15 protein-coding genes are annotated in these 18,267 nt (G+C 69.3%); 14 read left to right on the top strand and 1 reads right to left on the bottom strand.

Annotated elements, in window-relative coordinates:
• Positions 1 to 196 precede the first annotated feature (196 nt).
• Genes IT40_RS09005 through IT40_RS08985 form a run of 5 tightly spaced genes read left to right on the top strand, consistent with a single transcriptional unit; the run spans position 197 to position 7,666 of the window.
• The gene (locus tag IT40_RS09005) at positions 197 to 1,405 is read left to right on the top strand and encodes an MFS transporter (protein ID WP_036753453.1); all 1,209 of its coding nucleotides are present in this window, start codon (positions 197 to 199) and stop codon (positions 1,403 to 1,405) included.
• A gap of 15 nt (positions 1,406 to 1,420) precedes the next feature.
• Positions 1,421 to 3,853, top strand: a complete 2,433-nt coding sequence (gene nirB / locus IT40_RS09000; RefSeq protein ID WP_036753450.1) for a nitrite reductase large subunit NirB — start codon at positions 1,421 to 1,423, stop codon at positions 3,851 to 3,853.
• Complete coding sequence (gene nirD, locus IT40_RS08995; protein WP_036753448.1) at positions 3,850 to 4,185, top strand: nitrite reductase small subunit NirD; 336 nt, start codon at positions 3,850 to 3,852, stop codon at positions 4,183 to 4,185. The genes nirB and nirD overlap by 4 nt, the downstream gene beginning before the upstream one ends.
• A gap of 11 nt (positions 4,186 to 4,196) precedes the next feature.
• Positions 4,197 to 5,054, top strand: coding sequence for a formate/nitrite transporter family protein (locus IT40_RS08990; protein ID WP_036753444.1), 858 nt, complete (start codon positions 4,197 to 4,199; stop codon positions 5,052 to 5,054).
• An 8-nt stretch (positions 5,055 to 5,062) separates the two neighbouring features.
• Positions 5,063 to 7,666, top strand: coding sequence for a nitrate reductase (locus IT40_RS08985; RefSeq protein ID WP_036753440.1), 2,604 nt, complete (start codon positions 5,063 to 5,065; stop codon positions 7,664 to 7,666).
• A 14-nt stretch (positions 7,667 to 7,680) separates the two neighbouring features.
• Here IT40_RS08985 and IT40_RS08980 read toward each other — a convergent pair whose 3' ends face one another.
• Positions 7,681 to 8,784 (bottom strand): ABC transporter ATP-binding protein, encoded by a 1,104-nt coding sequence (locus IT40_RS08980; RefSeq protein ID WP_052095842.1) that lies wholly within the window; start codon positions 8,782 to 8,784, stop codon positions 7,681 to 7,683.
• Between the two features lie 92 nt (positions 8,785 to 8,876).
• Between IT40_RS08980 and IT40_RS08975 the strand changes: the two genes are divergently transcribed.
• The 9 genes from IT40_RS08975 (at position 8,877) to IT40_RS08935 (ending at position 18,260) form a co-directional block, all read left to right on the top strand.
• Entirely contained in the window at positions 8,877 to 9,890 is a 1,014-nt protein-coding gene (locus IT40_RS08975; protein WP_036753436.1) for a Fe(3+) ABC transporter substrate-binding protein, read from the top strand.
• A 22-nt stretch (positions 9,891 to 9,912) separates the two neighbouring features.
• Positions 9,913 to 11,556, top strand: coding sequence for an ABC transporter permease (locus tag IT40_RS08970; RefSeq protein ID WP_083539106.1), 1,644 nt, complete (start codon positions 9,913 to 9,915; stop codon positions 11,554 to 11,556).
• Positions 11,557 to 11,609: 53 nt separating this feature from the next.
• Positions 11,610 to 12,029 carry a DUF2946 family protein gene (locus IT40_RS08965; protein WP_036753432.1) on the top strand — a complete coding sequence of 140 codons (420 nt, stop codon included), beginning with the start codon at positions 11,610 to 11,612 and terminating at the stop codon, positions 12,027 to 12,029.
• A 68-nt stretch (positions 12,030 to 12,097) separates the two neighbouring features.
• Entirely contained in the window at positions 12,098 to 13,081 is a 984-nt protein-coding gene (locus IT40_RS08960) for a DUF1775 domain-containing protein (RefSeq protein ID WP_036753429.1), read from the top strand.
• A complete protein-coding gene (locus IT40_RS08955; RefSeq protein WP_052095841.1) occupies positions 13,068 to 13,700 on the top strand; it encodes an SCO family protein in 633 nt (210 codons plus the stop codon). The genes IT40_RS08960 and IT40_RS08955 overlap by 14 nt, the downstream gene beginning before the upstream one ends.
• A 411-nt stretch (positions 13,701 to 14,111) precedes the next feature.
• The gene (locus IT40_RS08950) at positions 14,112 to 15,389 is read left to right on the top strand and encodes an ABC transporter substrate-binding protein (protein ID WP_036753426.1); all 1,278 of its coding nucleotides are present in this window, start codon (positions 14,112 to 14,114) and stop codon (positions 15,387 to 15,389) included.
• 73 nt (positions 15,390 to 15,462) lie between these two features.
• Positions 15,463 to 16,425, top strand: coding sequence for a carbohydrate ABC transporter permease (locus tag IT40_RS08945; RefSeq protein ID WP_028713855.1), 963 nt, complete (start codon positions 15,463 to 15,465; stop codon positions 16,423 to 16,425).
• Positions 16,422 to 17,255 carry a carbohydrate ABC transporter permease gene (locus IT40_RS08940; protein ID WP_036753423.1) on the top strand — a complete coding sequence of 278 codons (834 nt, stop codon included), beginning with the start codon at positions 16,422 to 16,424 and terminating at the stop codon, positions 17,253 to 17,255. The genes IT40_RS08945 and IT40_RS08940 overlap by 4 nt, the downstream gene beginning before the upstream one ends.
• Before the next feature lie 3 nt (positions 17,256 to 17,258).
• Positions 17,259 to 18,260: an ABC transporter ATP-binding protein gene (locus tag IT40_RS08935; protein ID WP_036753420.1), complete on the top strand. Its 1,002-nt coding sequence runs from the start codon at positions 17,259 to 17,261 to the stop codon at positions 18,258 to 18,260.
• Positions 18,261 to 18,267 lie beyond the last annotated feature (7 nt).

Here is an 18,267-nt window from a genome sequence, read left to right as displayed (position 1 = left end):
CGGCATCCTGACCCAATCTGGTCCCATGGCCCGGCGCAATGGCGTGCCACCGGCCCGCTCGCAATGATGCGGCACGGATTCCCGCAAGGGCGCGGAAATCCCTCCCCTCCGAAAGCGCAGTCCCGCTGCGGCGTCCCGCCGCCCTGGCCGCGCGCTTTCCGACAGCTTTCGCCATCAGCAACGCATCGGAGCCACCATGCCCGCCGTTTCCCCCGTTCCGCCCTCCGAGGCCAGCCGCGCGCTGGGCCTCTCGACCTTCGCCTTCACCATCTGCTTCGCGGTCTGGACGATCTTCTCGATCATCGGCCTGCAGATCCGCGAGCAGCTTTCCCTGACCGAGACCCAGTTCGGCCTGCTGATCGGCCTGCCGATCCTGACCGGCTCGCTGGTGCGCATCGGCTTGGGCGTGCTGACCGACCGGCTGGGCGGGCGGCGCGTCTATACGCTGACCATGCTGGCCGCCGCCGGCGCGACCTTCCTTCTGTCCCATGCCTCGACCTGGCCGCAGATGCTGCTGGCGGCGCTGGGCGTGGGGCTGGCCGGCGGCTCCTTCGCCGTGGGCGTCGCCTATGTCTCGCGCTTCTATGCCGAGGGGCGGCAGGGCACGGCGCTGGGCATCTTCGGGGTCGGCAATGTCGGCGCCGCCGTGACCAAGTTCGCCGCGCCCTTCGTCATGCTGGCGCTGGGCTGGCAGGCGACCGCGCAGATCTGGGCCGGCGCGCTGGCGCTGACCGCGATGCTGTTCTGGCTTTTCAGCAAGGACGATCCCGTCACCGCCGCAGGGGCCGGCCGCAAGGCGCCGCTGCGCGCCGAGTTCGCGCCGCTGGGCCAGGTCCGGGTCTGGCGCTTCTCGGCCTATTACTTCTTCAGCTTCGGCGGCTTCGTGGCGCTGGCGCTGTGGCTGCCGCATTACCTGACGCAGGTCTACGGCTTCGACATCGCCACCGCCGGCATGATCGGCGCGGCTTATTCCATCCCCGGCTCGATCTTTCGCGCTTATGGCGGGGTGCTGTCGGACCGGATCGGCGCGCGGACGGTGATGTATGCGACCTTCGCCGTCTCGCTGGTCGCGACCGGGATCCTTTCGATCCCCTCGGGCGTGCCGGTGCCGGTCTTCCTGGCGGTGATCTTCGTCCTTGGCTTCTTCATGAGCCTGGGCAAGGCCGCCGTCTACAAGCACATCCCCAGCTATTACCCCGGCCATGTCGGCGCGGTGGGCGGGCTCGTCGGCATGATCGGCGGCCTTGGCGGGTTCCTGCTGCCGCTGCTCTTCGGCTGGCTGCGCGACCAGACCGGGCTGTGGTCCAGCTGCTTCATGGCGCTGTTCCTGCTGGTCGGGGCCTGCGCGCTCTGGATGCATGCCTCGATCCGCCAGATGGGCCGCGCGCCCCTGCAAGCCGCCTGAGAAAGGAGTCACGCGATGAAGAAACTCGTCGTCATCGGCGCCGGCATGGCCTCGGGCCGCCTGCTGGAGCAGCTGTTCGAGGCCGCGCCCGGCGAATGGCATGTCACCCTGTTCAATGCCGAGCCGCGCGGCAATTACAACCGGCTGATGCTGTCGCCGGTCCTGTCGGGCGAAAAGACCTATGAGCAGATCGTCACCCATGACGCGGACTGGTATGCCGCGCATGGCGTCGACTGCCGCTTTGGCGAGCCGGTGGTCAGGATCGACCGCGCCAATCGCGCCGTCTATTCCAACACGGGCGGCGCGCCTTATGACGCGCTGGTCATCGCCACCGGCTCGGCGCCCTTCATCATCCCGGTGCCGGGCAGCGACCTGCCGGGCGTCGTGACCTATCGCGACCTCGAGGATACCAATGCGATGATCGAGGCCGGCGTCGCCGGCAAGGACGCGGTGGTGGTCGGCGGCGGGCTGCTGGGCCTTGAGGCGGCGGCCGGCATGGCGGCGCGGGGGGCCAGCGTCACCGTCGTCCACCTGATGGGCCACCTGATGGAGCGGCAGCTGGACCCCGCCGCCGGCTACCTGCTGCAGCGCGACCTGGAGCGGCGCGGCATCAAGGTGCATTGCAAGGGCGCGACCAAGGCCATCCTGGGCCACGACCGGGCCGAGGCCGTGCTGCTGGAGGACGGCACCGTCCATGCCGCCGACCTGGTCTGCATGGCCGTCGGCATCCGCCCCGAGGTGCGGCTGGCCAATGACGCGCATCTGGAGGTCGAGCGCGGCATCGTCGTCGACGACGCCCTGCGCACCAGCGACCCGCATATCTTCGCGCTCGGCGAATGCGTCGAGCATCGCAGCCAGGTCTTTGGCCTTGTCGCGCCGCTTTACGACCAGGCCAAGGTGCTGGCCCGGACCCTGCTGGGCGAGGAAGCCGCGTTCCGCCCGGTGCAGACCGCGACCAAGCTGAAGGTGACGGGCTGCGACCTCTACAGCGCCGGCGATTTCGCCGAAGGCGAGGGGCGCGAGGACATCGTCTTTCGCGACCCCGGCCGCGGCATCTACAAGCGGCTGGTGCTGGAGAACGACCGCATCGTCGGCGTGGTCATGTATGGCGACACCGCCGACGGCAACTGGTTCTATGGGCTGATGAAGGACGAAACCGACATCGGCGAGATGCGCGACACGCTGATCTTCGGCCCGGCCTTCCAGGGGGGGACCACGTTGGACCCTATGGCGGCCGTTGCAGCCTTGCCGCCTGAGGCGGAGATCTGCGGCTGCAACGGCGTCTGCAAGGGCACCATCGTCGATGCCGTTCTGGGCGGCGCCCACACGCTGGACGCCGTCCGCGCCTGCACCAAGGCGTCGGGATCGTGCGGCACCTGCACCGGGCTGGTCGAGCAGGTGATGAAGCTGACCCTGGGCGACGGCTTCGTCGCGCCCGTCCCCGCCGGCATATGCAAATGCACCGACCACAGCCACGAGGACGTGCGGCGGCTGATCCGCTCGATGGGGCTGAAGTCGATCCCGGCCGTCATGCAGGAGCTGGGCTGGAAGACCGTGGGCGGCTGCCATTCCTGCCGCCCGGCGCTGAACTATTACCTGCTGGCCGAATACCCGCTGGACTATCGCGACGACCGCCAGTCGCGCTTTGTCAACGAGCGGAACCACGCCAATATCCAGAAGGACGGCACCTATTCGGTGGTGCCGCGCATGTGGGGCGGCGTCACCACGCCGGGCGAGCTGCGCGCCATCGCCGACGCGGCCGAGAAATATGCCGTGCCCATGGTCAAGGTCACGGGCGGCCAGCGCATCGACCTGCTGGGTGTGCGCAAAGAGGATCTGCCGCATATCTGGGCCGACCTGAACGCGGCCGGGCTGGTCTCGGGCCACGCCTATTCCAAGGGGCTGCGCACGGTGAAGACCTGCGTCGGCAGCGAGTTCTGCCGCTTCGGCACCCAGGATTCGACCGGGCTGGGGATCAGGCTGGAAAAGCTGCTCTGGGGATCCTGGACGCCGCACAAGGTCAAGCTGGGCGTCTCGGGCTGCCCGCGCAACTGCGCCGAGGCGACCTGCAAGGACGTGGGCGTGATCTGCGTCGACAGCGGCTACCAGATCAGCGTCGCCGGCGCCGCCGGGATGGAGGTGAAGGAGACCGAGCCCCTGGCCTCGACCCCCTCCGAGGACGAGGCGGTCGAGATCATCACCGCCTTCATCCAGCTTTACCGCGAGCACGCGCGCTATCTGGACCGGCCCTATAAATGGGTGGCCAAGGTCGGGCTCGACTGGGTGAAGGCGCAGGTCGCGGACCTGCCGACCCGCCGCGCGCTGGTCGAGCGCTTCGAGGTCAGCCAGTCGGTCTATCGCCGCGACCCCTGGGCCGAGCATTCCACCACCACCGAGACGCCCAAATGGGCGCCCCTTGCCGATCTGACCCTGGAGGCCGCGGAATGACCATCTTTGTCGACATCGGAGCCCTGGACGACATCCCCCGCCAGGGCGCGCGGGTGATCCGCACCGCGCAGGGCTGCGTCGCGGTATTCCGCACGCTGGACGACCGGGTCTTTGCCCTGGACGACCGCTGCCCGCACAAGGGCGGCCCGCTGTCCGAGGGCATGGTTCATGGCGATCGCGTGACCTGCCCGCTGCACAACTGGGTGTTCGACATGAACTCGGGCGCCGCCCAGGGTGCCGACGAGGGCGCGGTCCGCACCTGGCCCGTCCGCGTCGAGCGGGGCCGCGTCCTGATCAGCGCCGAACTCGTCTCCCGCTCGAACGCCGCCTGAGGAGTTGCATCATGTCCTACGTCAATCCTGCTGATTTCGCGAAGAAAATGATCGATGCCGGCGAGGCCAAGGTCTTCATGTCCACCAAGGACACCCTGATCCGCGCCTATATGGCCGGGGCGATCCTGGCGCTGGCGGCGGCCTTTGCCGTGACCGTCACCGTGAACACGGGCGAGCCGCTGATCGGCGCGCTGTTGTTCCCGGTCGGCTTCTGCATGCTCTACCTGCTGGGCTTCGACCTGCTCACCGGGGTGTTCACGCTGGTGCCGCTGGCGCTGATCGACCGCCGGCCGGGGGTGACGCTGCGCGGCATGCTGCGCAACTGGGGGCTGGTGTTCGCCGGCAATTTCGCCGGCGCCTTCACCGTCGCGGTCTTCATGGCGATCATCGTCACCTTCGGCTTTTCCGAGGCGCCGAACGCGGTCGGCGAAAAGATCGGCCATATCGGCGAGGGGCGGACGCTCGGCTATGCCGCCCATGGCGCGGCGGGGATGCTGACGCTGTTCATCCGCGCGGTCATGTGCAACTGGATGGTCTCGACCGGCGTGGTCGCGGCGATGATGTCCACCACCGTCTCGGGCAAGGTCATCGCCATGTGGATGCCGATCCTGATCTTCTTCTACATGGGGTTCGAGCATTCCATCGTGAACATGTTCCTGTTCCCGGCCGGGCTGCTTCTGGGCGGGCAGTTCACCATCATGGACTACATGATCTGGAACGAGATCCCGACCGTGCTGGGCAACCTGGTCGGCGGGCTGACCTTTGTCGGCGCGATGATCTATGCCACGCATCACAAGACCTCGCCCCGCCGCGCGGCGGATGCGGATGCCGGTGCCCGCCCCGAAGCCCCCGCCGTTCCCGCCGAGTGAGGGCCCCGATGCAGACCATCCGCACCACCTGTCCCTATTGCGGCGTGGGCTGCGGCGTGCTGGCCGCGCCCGACGGCCGCGGCGGGCTGGGCATCGCCGGCGACCCCGCGCATCCGGCGAACAAGGGCCGGCTCTGCGTCAAGGGCTCGGCGCTCGGCGAGACGGTCGGCCATGCCGGCCGGCTGCTCGCCCCGCGCATCCACGGGCGCGAGGCCGGCTGGGACGAGGCGCTGGACCTGGTCGCGCGCCGATTCACCGAAACCATCGCCGAACACGGGCCGGATTCGGTCGGCTTCTACGTCTCGGGGCAGCTCCTGACCGAGGATTACTATGTCGCCAACAAGCTGATGAAGGGCTTCATCGGCTCGGGCAACATCGACACCAATTCGCGGCTTTGCATGGCCTCGGCGGTGGCGGGGCACCGGCGGGCCTTCGGCTCGGACACGGTGCCGGGGCTCTACGAGGATCTGGAGCTGGCCGATACGGTGGTGCTGGTCGGCTCGAACCTGGCCTGGTGCCATCCGGTGCTTTACCAGCGGCTGGCCGCGGCGCGCGAGGCGCGGGGCACGCGGGTCGTGGTGGTCGATCCGCGCCGCACCGCGAGTTGCGACATCGCCGACCTGCATCTGCCGCTGGCGCCGGGTTCCGATGCGGCGCTGTTCAACCTGCTGCTGGCGGAAATCGGCAGAAGATCAGAGATCTGCGCCGACAACCTGGAAGGAATCGAGGATGCCATGACTGCGGCGCGCGAGACGCTGCCCTCGGCCATCGGGCTGGCGCACAGCCAGATCAGGCAGTTCCTCGACCTGTGGCTGCACAGCGACAAGGTGGTGACGGTCTGGTCGCAGGGCGTGAACCAGTCCGACAGCGGCACCGACAAGGTGAACGCGATCCTGAACTGCCACCTGGCCAGCGGCCGCATCGGCCGGCCGGGCATGGGCCCGCTCAGCGTCACCGGCCAGCCCAACGCCATGGGCGGGCGCGAGGTCGGCGGGCTGGCCAACATGCTGGCCTGCCACCTGGAGATCGAGAACCCCGCGCATCGCGAGGCGGTGCGCGGTTTCTGGAACGCGCCCCGCATGGCCGAGCGGCCGGGGCTGAAGGCCGTGGACATGTTCCGCGCCGTCGAGGACGGCCGGATCAAGGCGCTGTGGATCATCTGCACCAACCCTGCCGTGACCATGCCCGAGGCCGATCGCGTCGCCCGCGCCATCGCCGGCTGCGATTTCGTCGTGGTCTCGGACATCATGGCGCGGACCGATACCACGCGGCTGGCGCATGTCCTGCTGCCGGCGACCGGCTGGGGCGAAAAGGACGGCACGGTGACGAATTCGGAACGCCGCATCAGCCGCCAGCGCCGGACGCTCGCCCCCGCGGGCCAGGCGCGCGACGACTGGCGCATCCTGGCCGAGGTCGGGCGCCGCATGGGCTGGCCGGAGGCCTTCGGCTGGACCAGCCCGGCGCAGGTCTTTGCCGAACATGCCGCGCTGTCGGGCATCGCGGGCGGGTTGGGCAGCGATTTCGACATCTCGGCCCATGCCGGCATCGCCCAGGCGGAGTATGACGCGCTGGAGCCCTTCCTGTGGCCGCAATCGGCGCGCCGGCAGGGCGGGCGCTTCTTTGGCGACGGGCGGTTCCATACGCCCTCGGGTCGCGGGCGGCTGGTCGCGGTCACGCCGCGTGCGCCCCGGCCGGCTGGCGCGGATCGTCCGTTCCGGCTGAACACCGGCCGGGTGCGCGATCATTGGCACACGATGACCCGCACCGGCCTGTCGCCGCGCCTGTCGCGCCACCTGGCCGAGCCCTTCCTGGAGCTGCATCCCGGCGATGCCGCCCGGCTGGGCCTGGCGCCCGCCAGCCTGGCCGAAGTCGTAAGCCCGCATGGCCGCGCCGTGCTGCGGGTGCTGGTCAGCGACCGCGTGGCGCCGGGCCATCCCTTTGCGCCGATGCATTGGACGGGCGAGACCGCGCCCTCGGGCCGGGTCGATGCGCTGGTGCCGGGGACGGTCGATCCGGTCTCGGGCCAGCCGGCGCTGAAATCGGCGGCGGTGGCGATCCGGCCCTTTGCCGCGCGCTGGTTCGGCTTTGCCGTGTCGGCGGGTCCGATCCGCCCGGATTGCGCCTATTGGGCGCGGGCCACGCTGCCGCGGGGCGAGCAGGCCGAACTGGCCGGGTTGGAGCCGGTGCAGGACTGGACCGCCCATGCCCGCGCGCTGTTCGGCCTGCCGGACGAGCCGCTGGTGCTGCATGACCGCGCCCGCGGGCAGGTGCGGCTGGCCTTCCTGCGCGAGGGCCGCTTGCAGGCGGCGCTGTTCGTCGCGCCCGAGCCGGTGGGCCTGTCGCGCAGCCATGTCGCGGCGCTGCTGGGCGAAAACGGGGCCGAGGCGCTGGCCGGCCGCCCCGGCGCCGACCGCCCGGACGAAGGCGCGCTGGTCTGCGCCTGTTTCGGCATCGGGGTGAACAGCATCGTGCGGGCCATCGCCAGCCAGGCCCTGACCTCGGTCGAGGCGGTGGGGCAGGCGCTGCGGGCGGGCACCAATTGCGGCTCGTGCCGGCCCGAGATCCGCGCGCTGCTGGAGGCCGGCACCGCCTGCCGCGCCGCCGCCGAATAGGGAATGGGCCGCGCCTACTCGCCGTCGCCGGCAAAGACCATGGCGCTGCCGGGCTGGACTGCGACGCGGATCAGGCTGCCCGGCGCGGGCAGGACCAGGCCGGGGATGCGGGATTTCATCGCCGCGCCGCCGGGTTCCAGCCGGATCTCGATCAGGCTTTCGCGGCCCAGATAGCGCGCGCGCTCGACCCGCGCCGGGGTGCCGCCGGCCTCGGCCGGGACCAGGTGCTGCGGGCGGACGGCGACCTCGGCCCGGCTGCCTTCGGCAAGGCCGGGCGCGGGAAAGGCGCCCAGCACGGTCTGCACCCGCCCGCCCGCCACCCGTCCCGCGACGATGTTCAGGTCCGAGAAGAAGGCCGCCACGCCGCGGTCGGCCGGGCGGTTGTAAAGCTCGTCCGGGCGGCCTTCCTGGATCAGCCGGCCCCGGCGCATGACGGCGATGCGATGGCCCATCAGCATCGCCTCTTCGGGGTCGTGCGTGACCATCACCACCGCGGTTTCGGTTTCGCGCAGCAGGTCCAGCGCCGCGTCGCGCACCCCGTCGCGCAGCCGGTGGTCGAGGCTGGAGAAGGGCTCGTCCATCAGCATCAGGCAAGGGCGCGGCGCCAGGGCCCGGATCAGCGCCACGCGCTGCTGCTCGCCGCCCGAAAGCTCGTGCGGGTATTTCGCGGCATGGCCGGACAGGCCCACGCGCTCCAGCAGCGCGGCTATCCGGTCGCGGTCCTGCCGCGCCGGGCCGCGCAGGCCGAAGCCGACATTCGCCGCCACGTCCAGATGCGGGAACAGCGCGAAATCCTGGAACACCATGCCGACCGGCCGGCGTTCGGGCGGAAGGAAGGCGCCGGCGCCCGACATCGGCCGGCCGGCGATGCGGACGGCGCCGGAATCGGGCCGCTCGATGCCCGCGATCATGCGCAGCGTGGTGGACTTGCCGCAGCCCGAAGGGCCCAGCAGGCATGTCACCTGGCCCGGCGCCACGCGAAAGCCGACATCCTCGACCGCCGCCACGCCGGCGAAGCGGCGGCACAGCGCCTCGACCTCCAGCATGGGCAGGGACGGGGTGGCATCTGGCGCATCCACCTGGCTGGCCCAGTCGGGAGGGCTGGCGAATTGGTTCATCGGCATCCCTTCGTGACCGCAACCGCATGAGAATAGTTTACATTACTAATTAGTTTAGTAAACATGTCGAGAAATCGCAAGGAGGACAGGGAATGCGTGTCGGACTATCTGGAGTGATCGGTGTCCTGTTGGCGGCACAGGCCGTTGCCGCAAGCGCCCAGGAATTGAACCTTTACACCACGCGCGAGCCGAATCTGATCGAGCCGCTGCTGGCATCGTTCAGCGAAACCACCGGGGTGAAGGTCAATACGATCTTCCTCAAGGACGGCCTGCCCGAGCGGGTCGAGCAGGAAGGCGACGCCTCGCCCGCCGACGTGCTGATGACCGTGGACATCGGCAACCTGGTCGACCTGGTCGACCGCGGCCTGACCCAGCCGGTCGAATCCGAGGTGCTGGCCGCCGCCATCCCCGAGAACCTGCGCGACAAGGATGGCAACTGGTTCGCGCTGTCGCAGCGGGCGCGGGTGCTTTACGCCGACAAGGATCTGGACCTGGCGAGCTTTACCTACGAGGATCTGGCCAAGCCGGAATGGAAGGGCAAGGTCTGCATTCGTTCGGGGCAGCATCCCTATAACGTGGCGCTGACCGCCTCCTACATCGTGCATCACGGCGAAGAGGCCGCCAAGGCATGGCTGGAAGGCGTCAAGGCGAACCTGGCCCGCACCGCCGGCGGCGGCGACCGCGACGTGGCGCGCGACATCATGGGCGGCATCTGCGAGATCGGCATCGCCAATTCCTATTACGTCGGGCTGATGCGCAGCGGTGCCGGCGGCCCCGAGCAGGAGGAATGGGTCAAGGCGATCAAGGTCATCCTGCCCACCTTCGAGGGCGGCGGCACGCAGGTCAACGTCTCGGGCGCGGCGGTGGCCAAGCACGCGCCGAACCGCGACCAGGCGGTGCAGTTGCTGGAATACCTGGTCTCGGACGAGGCGCAAAGGATCTATGCCGAGGCGAATTTCGAATATCCGGTCAAGCCCGGCGTCGCGGTCAGCCCGGTGATCGAGGACATGGCGGGGCTTCAGGTCGACGGCACCGACCTGACCGAGATCGCCCGCCAGCGCAAGGCGGCGAGCGAACTGGCCGAGGCGGTCGGCTTCGACAACTGAGCCCGCCGCGGGCGCAGGCCGCATGACCCCGGAACTGACACGAATCCCCCGTGTCCGCGCGGGGATGGGCTGGCAGGCGGCGGCACTGGCCGTCGCCGCGCTTGTCCTGCTGCCGGTTCTGGCGCTGGGGCTTTTCGCGCTGCGGGGCAGTCCGGGGCTCTGGGCGCATCTGGTCAGCAACGTGCTGCCGGTGGCGGCGCGGCAGACGGTGATCCTGCTTCTGGGCGTCGGCGCCATCGTCGCCACGCTGGGCACGGTCACGGCCTGGCTGGTCGCGGCCTGCGACTTTCCGGGCCGGCGCTTCTTCGGCTGGGCGCTGCTGCTGCCGCTGGCGGTGCCGACCTATATCGTCGCCTATGCCTATCTGGACCTCTTGCACCCGGTCGGGCCGGTGCAGGGCGCGATCCGCGGCTGGCTGGGCTATTCCAGCCCGCGCGAGTTCCGCCTGCCCGACATCCGCTCGATGCCGGGCTGCATCCTGCTCTTGGGGCTGGTGCTTTACCCCTATGTCTACCTGCCGGTGCGGGCGCTGTTCGCCATGCAGGCCGGCAACCTGCTGGATGCGGGGCGGAGCCTGGGGGCGGGGCCGGTCGCCGGCTTCCTGCGCGTGGCCCTGCCGCTGGCCCGGCCCGCCGTCGCCATCGGCACGGCGCTGGCGCTGATGGAGGCGATGAACGACATCGGCGCGGCCGAGTTCCTGGGCGTGCGCACGCTGACCGTCTCGGTCTATTCGACCTGGATCAACCGCTCGGACCTGCCGGGGGCGGCGCAGATCGCGCTGGCGATGCTGGCCATCACCATGGCGCTGGTGATGCTGGAGCGCCGCGGCCGCCGGCGCCAGCGCTATGCCGCGGGCGCGCAGCCCCTGCGGCGCACCCGCCTGGGCGGCTGGCGCGCCTGGGGGGCCACGCTGGTCTGCGCGCTGCCGGTGGCCCTGGGTTTCGCGGCGCCGGCCTGGTATCTGGTCGGCGCGGCCTGGGCGCGCTATCGCTTTGCCGGGCTTTCGCCGCGCATCATCGAAGAGGCCGGGAACACCGCCCTTTTCGCCGCGCTGGCGACGCTGGTCGCGCTGGTGCTGGGCCTGGTCGTGACCGGGGCGGCGCGGATGCGGCCGGGGCGCCTGACCCGCAGCATGGCGCGGCTTTCGACGCTGGGCTATGCGGTGCCGGGCACCATCCTGGCCATCGGGCTTTTGCCGGTGATCGCGCTGGCCGACCGGCAGATCGCCGCCGTCTCGCAGGCGCTGCTGGGCGCGGGGCCGGGGCTTTTGCTGCTGGGGTCGGGCGCGGCGCTGGTCTATGCCTATGTCGCGCGCTTCCTCGCCATCGCCACCGGCGGGATCGAGGCCGGGCTGAGCCGGGTGCCCGCCTCGCTCGACCATGCGGCGCGGACGCTGGGCCGCAGCCCCGGCCAGGTGTTCCGGCAGGTGCATGTGCCGATCTCGCGCCCGGCGCTGGCGGCCTCGGGGCTGTTGATCTTCGTCGATTGCGTCAAGGAACTGCCCGCCACGCTGCTGCTGCGGCCGCTGAACTTCGAGACGCTCTCGACCCATCTTTACGGCGAGGCGGCGCGCGGCACCTATGAGGACGCCGCCATCGCCGCGCTGATCATCGTCGTCATCGGCATCCTGCCGGTGATGGTGCTGGCGCGGACGATTCGCCGGTGATTGCGGCAGATTGTCCCTTTTCTCCGGCACCGATTTCTGACAGGGCTGCGCCCATGCAGGGTCGAAGCGGACATCGGACGACGAGGCTTGGACGCGGCACGGCGCTGCGGCGCCTGTGCTGCTGGCTGGCGGTGCTGCCTTTCCTGCTGTTCTCGCTGATCCAGCCCGGCACCATGTTCGTCCGCGACGCGCAGGGCAGCGTCGCCGTCGTGCTGTGTTCGGGCGAGGGGCCGGTCCAGATGGCCGTGGCGGCCGATGGCAGCCTGGTCCCGGCCGACGAGATGCCGCATGGCGATCCCCATGCCTGCGACTGGGCGCCGCATGGCCAGCCGGCGCTGCAAGGGGTCGTCGCCGATGCGCCCCAGCCCATGGCGGCCGCGGCGCGGTTGGCGCTTTGGCCCGCACCGCCGGCCCCGCCGCATGCCTCGGCCCTGCCCGAGCCCTCGGCGCGGGGGCCGCCGCGCCTCATCTGACGGAATCCTGCTTCGGCAGCCGGCGGGCCAGGGCCCGGCGGTGCCTTTCCCATCAGATGAGAACGATCATGCAAAAACCTGTTTTCGCCGCGCTTTGCGCCACGCTTCTTGGCCTTGCGGCCGGTCCGGCCCTGTCCCATGCCACGCTGGAGAAATCCGAGGCCCCGGCCGGCGCCGCCTATCGCGCGGTGATCCGCATCGGCCATGGCTGCGACGGCCAGGCCACCCAAACCCTGCGGGTGCAACTGCCCGATGGCTTCTACAACGCCAAGCCCATGCCCAAACCGGGCTGGGCGCTGGAGACGGTCAAGGGCGCCTATGCCCAGCCCTTCGACAACCACGGCACGCAGATGACCGAGGGCACGCGCGAAGTGATCTGGTCCGGCGGCGCGTTGCAGGACGACTGGTATGACGAATTCGTCATCCGCGGCACCGTCGGCGCGGATGTGGCGCCGGGCACGGTGCTGTATTTCCCGACCGTCCAGGAATGCGCGGATGGCAAGGCCGACTGGACCGACGTCTCGGGCAGCAAGGACGTGCCGAACCCCGCGCCGGGGCTGACGGTCATGGCGGGCAAGGCCGGTCACGGTCATGGACACGGGCATGGCCAGGCCGATCAGGCGGCGGATGCCGGGCCGGTGGTCCTGGGCGACCTGTCGCTCAGCGGCGCCTTCAGCCGCGCGACGCCCCCCGGCGCGCCGGTGGCGGGCGGCTTCCTGACCATCGCCAACGGCGGGGCCGAGGACCGGCTGGTCGCGGCCCATGCCGATTTCGCCGGCCGCACCGAGATCCACGAGATGGCGATGGAGGGCGAGGTGATGCGGATGCGCCAATTGCCCGAGGGGCTGGCGATCCCGGCCGGCGCCACGGTTGAATTGAAGCCCGGCGGCTATCACCTGATGTTCATGGAATTGAAACAGCCGCTGGTCGAGGGCGAGACGGTGAACGTCACGCTGAGCTTCGAGAAGGCGGGCGAGGTCAGCCTGCCGCTGGCGGTCGGGCCGCGCAATGCCGGGGCGGCGCATCAAGGGGGTGGCCATGGCGGGCACTAAGGGCAAGTCCGGGTTGAAACCGCTGCGCTATGCGCTTTGGGCGCTGGTCGTGCTGGCGCTGGCCGGCTTGGGCTGGTTCCAGTTCGTCTCGCCCCGCTCGGGTTCGGGCACGGGCTCGATCGCCGATGCCGGGACGGCGGCGCTGGGGCGGGGCGACTACCGGCTGGCGGCGACCGACGGCACCGAGTTCAGCCAGGCCGCGCTGAAGGGCCAGCCCTCGGCGGTGTTCTTCGGCTTCACCCATTGCCCGGACGTCTGCCCGACCACGCTGGGCGACGTCGCCAGCTGGCAGGAGGAACTGGGCGAGGACGGCAGGAAGCTGCGGGTGTTCTTCGTCACCGTCGACCCCGAGCGCGACACGGTCGAGGCGCTGCGCGAATACGTGTCCTGGGTGCCGGGGGTGGTCGGCGTCTCGGGCGCGCCCGAGGAGGTCGCCAAGGCGGTCAAGGCCTTCCGCATCTATGCCCGCAAGTCGCCGCTGGAAGGGGGCGACTACACCATGGACCATTCCTCGACCATGCTGCTCTTTGACGGCAATGGCGATTATGCCGGGCTGATCGGCTATCAGGAGGACCGCGAGCGCGCCCTGGCGAGCCTGCGCCGCCTGCTGAACGGCTAGAGCCCCTGCGGCGCCGGGTTTCCGGCGCCGCTTTCCCCGATCCGGCAGGTCTGGCCGGTTTTCGTCTCCGAAATGTTTTGGAAACCTGCACGGCGGCCGATTCCCGGCCTCGCGCCGGTGATTCGGCCGCGAAAGCGCCCTTGGCGGCGAAATGCGCCCTGTGATGTTAGCGTATGACATCCGCCGCCCCGCCCGGTCGCCGCGACACCCGCAGCGCCGATACGGTTTTTCCCAGGAAATGCATGGTTTTTTGCCGCCTGCCGGAGGTTTCCGGCGGGGTCTGCCGGAATTATTGACCGGATCGGCCGGATGCGGTAGGAAATTCCCGAAAGGTTTCGGAACGGGCGCAGGCAGGGGCACCCGATGCTGCGAACGGTGCTGGGAGGCACCTTTACCAAGGGGAGGATGAGGATGGGAAAAATCAGCCGGGGCGCGCTGCGCCCGGTCGCATTGGCCGCGCTGCTGGGCAGCATCGCGCTGCCTGCCGTGGCGGACGAGCTGTTCTATGTCGCCGGCGGCGTGGGCAAGCAGGCCGAGCATTTCAAGGATCTGGTCAAGCCCTGGGAAGAGCGCACCGGCCACACGGTGACGCTGGTGCCGATGCCGCAGTCCAGCTCGGACCAGTTCGCGCAATACCGGCTGTGGCTGGCGGCGGGGACGGCGGATGTGGACCTCTATCAGACCGACGTGATCTGGGCGCCGCAGCTGTCCGAATATTTCGTCGACCTGTCCGAGGCGGCCAAGGACATCCTGGGCGAGCATTTCCCCTCGGTCATCGAAAGCCAGACCTCGGACGGCAAGCTGGTGGCGCTGCCGCTTTATACCGATGCCCCGGCGCTTTACTACCGCACCGACCTGCTGGAGAAATACGGCAAGCCGGTGCCCAAGACCTGGGCCGAGCTGACCGAGACCGCCAAGCTGGTCCAGGACGGCGAGCGTGCCGAAGGCCAGGGCGATCTGTGGGGCTTCGTCTGGCAGGGCAATGCCTATGAGGGGCTGACCTGCAACGCGCTGGAATGGGTGAAGTCCTTTGGCGGCGGCCAGATCGTCGAGGCGGACGGCACCATCTCGATCAACAATCCGCAGGCGGTGGCGGCGCTGGAACTGGCGGCCGGCTGGATCGGCACCATCAGCCCGCGCGGCGTGCTGGCGCACAAGGAAGAAGAGGCGCGCGGCGTCTGGCAGACCGGCAATGCCGTCTTCATGCGCAACTGGCCCTATGCCTTCGCGCTGAGCGCGGGCGCGGACAGCGCGGTCAAGGGCAAGTTCGACGTGGCGCCGCTGCCCGCCGGCACCGAAGAGGCCGGCTCGGCCGCGACCCTGGGCGGCTGGAACGTCGCGGTGTCGAAATTCTCGACCAAGCAGGAGGCGGCGGTCGACCTGGCGCTTTATCTCGCCTCGGCCGAGGCGCAGAAGCGCCGCGCGCTGCTGGACGGCAACCTGCCGACCGTGGTCGCGCTTTACGACGACCCCGAGATCGCCGAGGCGGTGCCGCTGATCCCGCGCTGGAAAGAGGTCTTCGCCGATGCGGTGCCGCGTCCCTCGGGGCCGACCAAGAGCAAGTATAACGAGGTCTCGTCGAAATTCTGGTCGGCCGTGCATGACACGCTGTCGGGCAACGGCACCGCGGCCGAGAACCTGGAACTGCTGGAGCTGGACCTGAGCGACATGCAGGGCTCGGGCTGGTAAGGCGCTTGGCGGGGGCCGGCGCGCAAGCCCGCCGGCCCCGAGCGGCCCTTGCGGCCGATGAGGAGTTTCCCCCATGACTGACCCCATCGCGGGCCGCCCCGGCGGTCCCAGCCTGCGGCAGCGTCGGCAAAGGGCGGCCTTCTGGTTCCTGGCCCCCATGCTTTTCGCGCTGCTCTGCGTCGCGGCCTGGCCACTGGCGCGCACCATCTGGTTCTCGTTCACCAACACCACGCTGTCGAACCTCTATGGCGGCGAATGGATCGGCTTCGACAACTACCTGTCGATGCGCACGCTGTCCTCGGGCCGGGTGGTCTGGCGCGGCACGCTGGTCGATCCGGCCTGGTGGAACGCGGTCTGGAACACCGTCCGCTTCTCGCTGATCTCGGTCGGGTTCGAGACGGTGCTGGGCCTGATCGTCGCCCTGGTGCTGAACGCCGAGTTCAAGGGCCGCGCGCTGGTGCGCGCCGCCATCCTGATCCCCTGGGCGATCCCGACCATCGTCTCGGCCAAGATGTGGGCCTGGATGCTGAACGACCAGTTCGGGATCCTGAACGACATCCTGCTGCGGCTGGGGCTGATCGGCGAGAAGATCGCCTGGACCGCCAGCACCGAGACGGCGATGACCGCTGTGCTGATCGTGGACATCTGGAAGACCACGCCCTTCATGGCGCTGCTGATCCTGGCCGGGTTGCAGATGGTGCCGCGCGACATCTACGAGGCGGCGCGGATCGACGGCATCCACCCGGTCAAGGTGTTCTTCCGCGTCACCCTGCCGCTGATCAAGCCGGCGCTGATGGTGGCGGTGATCTTTCGCATGCTCGACGCGCTGCGCATCTTCGACCTGATCTATGTGCTGACGCCGAACAGTTCGGCTACCAAGACCATGTCGGTCATCAGCCGCGAGAACATGATCGACTTCGACAAGTTCGCCTATGGCGCGGCGCAATCGACGCTGCTGTTCGCGATCATCGCCGTCTTCGTCAGCGCCTATATCTGGCTCGGCCGCGTGGACCTGGGCGGGGAGGGCTCGAAATGACCCGTCACAAGCTGCTGAAACAGATCGGCTTTTACGCGCTGGTCGTGGTGATCGTCGTCTTTTCGGTCTTTCCCTTCTACTATGCCGTCGTGACCAGCTTCGCCTCGGGGACGGCGCTGTTTCGGGTGAACTACCTGCCCGCGGGGTTCGACCTGCGCAATTACCAGGCGGTGCTGGGGTCGAAGAACTTCCTTTACTCCATCGGCAACTCGCTGGTGATCGCCACCGCCACGGTGGGGCTGTCGCTGTTCCTGGGCGTCACCGCCTCATATGCGCTGGCGCGGGTGCGGTTCCGGGGGCGGGGCCTGCTGCTGATGACCATCCTGGCCGTGTCGATGTTTCCGCAGATCGCGGTGCTGGCCGGGCTGTTCGAGCTGGTGCGCTTCCTGGGCATCTTCAACACCCATTGGGCGATGATCCTGTCCTATACGATCTTCACGCTGCCCTTTACCGTCTGGGTGCTGACCACCTTCATGCGCGACCTGCCGGTCGAGATCGAGGAGGCGGCGATCGTCGACGGCGCCAGCCCCTGGATCATCATCACCCGCGTCTTCCTGCCGCTGCTGTGGCCGGCGATGGTGACGACCGGGCTTCTGGCCTTCATCGGCGCCTGGAACGAGTTCCTGTTCGCGCTCACCTTCACCAGCACCGAAAGCATGCGCACCGTGCCGGTGGCCATCGGCCTGCTTTCGGGCGCGTCCGAGCAGGAGATCCCCTGGGGCCCGATCATGGCCGCCTCGGTCATCGTGACGGTGCCGCTGATCGTCCTCGTCCTCATTTTCCAGCGCAAGATCGTGGCGGGCCTGACCGCCGGCGGCGTGAAAGGTTGAACCATGGCCAAGATCGAGTTGAAGAACGTCACCAAGTCCTATGGCGGCTTGCAGGTCATCAAGGGCATCGACCTGGAGATCCGCAAGGGCGAGTTCATGGTCTTCGTCGGCCCCTCGGGCTGCGGCAAGTCCACGCTGTTGCGGCTGATCTCGGGGCTCGAGGAGATCACCACCGGCGACATGCTGTTCGACGGGCAGCGGGTGAACGACCTGGTGCCCTCGGACCGCGGCATCGCCATGGTGTTCCAGAGCTATGCGCTTTACCCGCATATGAAGGTCTATGACAACATGGCCTTCGGCATGAAGCTGGCCAAGGCCGGCAAGGCCGAGATCGACCGCCGCGTGCGCGAGGCGGCGCGGCTCTTGCAGATCGAGCATCTGCTGGACCGCCTGCCCAAGCAGCTGTCGGGCGGCCAGCGCCAGCGCGTCGCCATCGGCCGCGCCATCGTGCGCGACCCGCGCGTCTTTCTGTTCGACGAGCCGCTGTCGAACCTCGACGCGGCGCTGCGGGTGCAGACGCGGCTGGAGATCGCCAGGCTGCACCACGGCATGGAGGACGTGACGATGATCTACGTCACCCATGACCAGGTCGAGGCGATGACGCTGGCCGACCGCATCGCCGTGCTGCGCGACGGCAAGCTGGAGCAGGTCGGCACCCCGGCCGAGCTTTACGAGCGGCCGAACTCGACCTTCGTCGCGGGCTTCATCGGCAGTCCCAAGATGAACTTCCTGACCGACGGTTTCGCCCATGCGCATGACTGCGCGACCCTGGGCATCCGGCCCGAGCATATCGACATCATCGAGGGCGGTCCCTGGTCGGGCGAGGTCGTCCATGCCGAGGATCTGGGCGCCGACCATTACCTTTTCGTCGAGATCGGCGCGGCCGAGCCCATGGTCGTGCGCCAGCCGGGCAAGCTGGCCCTGCCGCTGGGCACGCGGCTGAGCCTTGGGCCGCGCGAAGGCCACCTGCACCGTTTCGACGCCAACGACGCGCCGATCCGCTGAACCCACC

The organism is Paracoccus versutus (assembly GCF_000763885.1).
In the GTDB taxonomy this organism is placed as follows: Bacteria; Pseudomonadota; Alphaproteobacteria; order Rhodobacterales; family Rhodobacteraceae; genus Paracoccus; species Paracoccus versutus.
The sequence above is the reverse complement of the archived record's forward strand: the minus strand, read 5'-3'. Positions and strand labels throughout refer to the sequence as shown.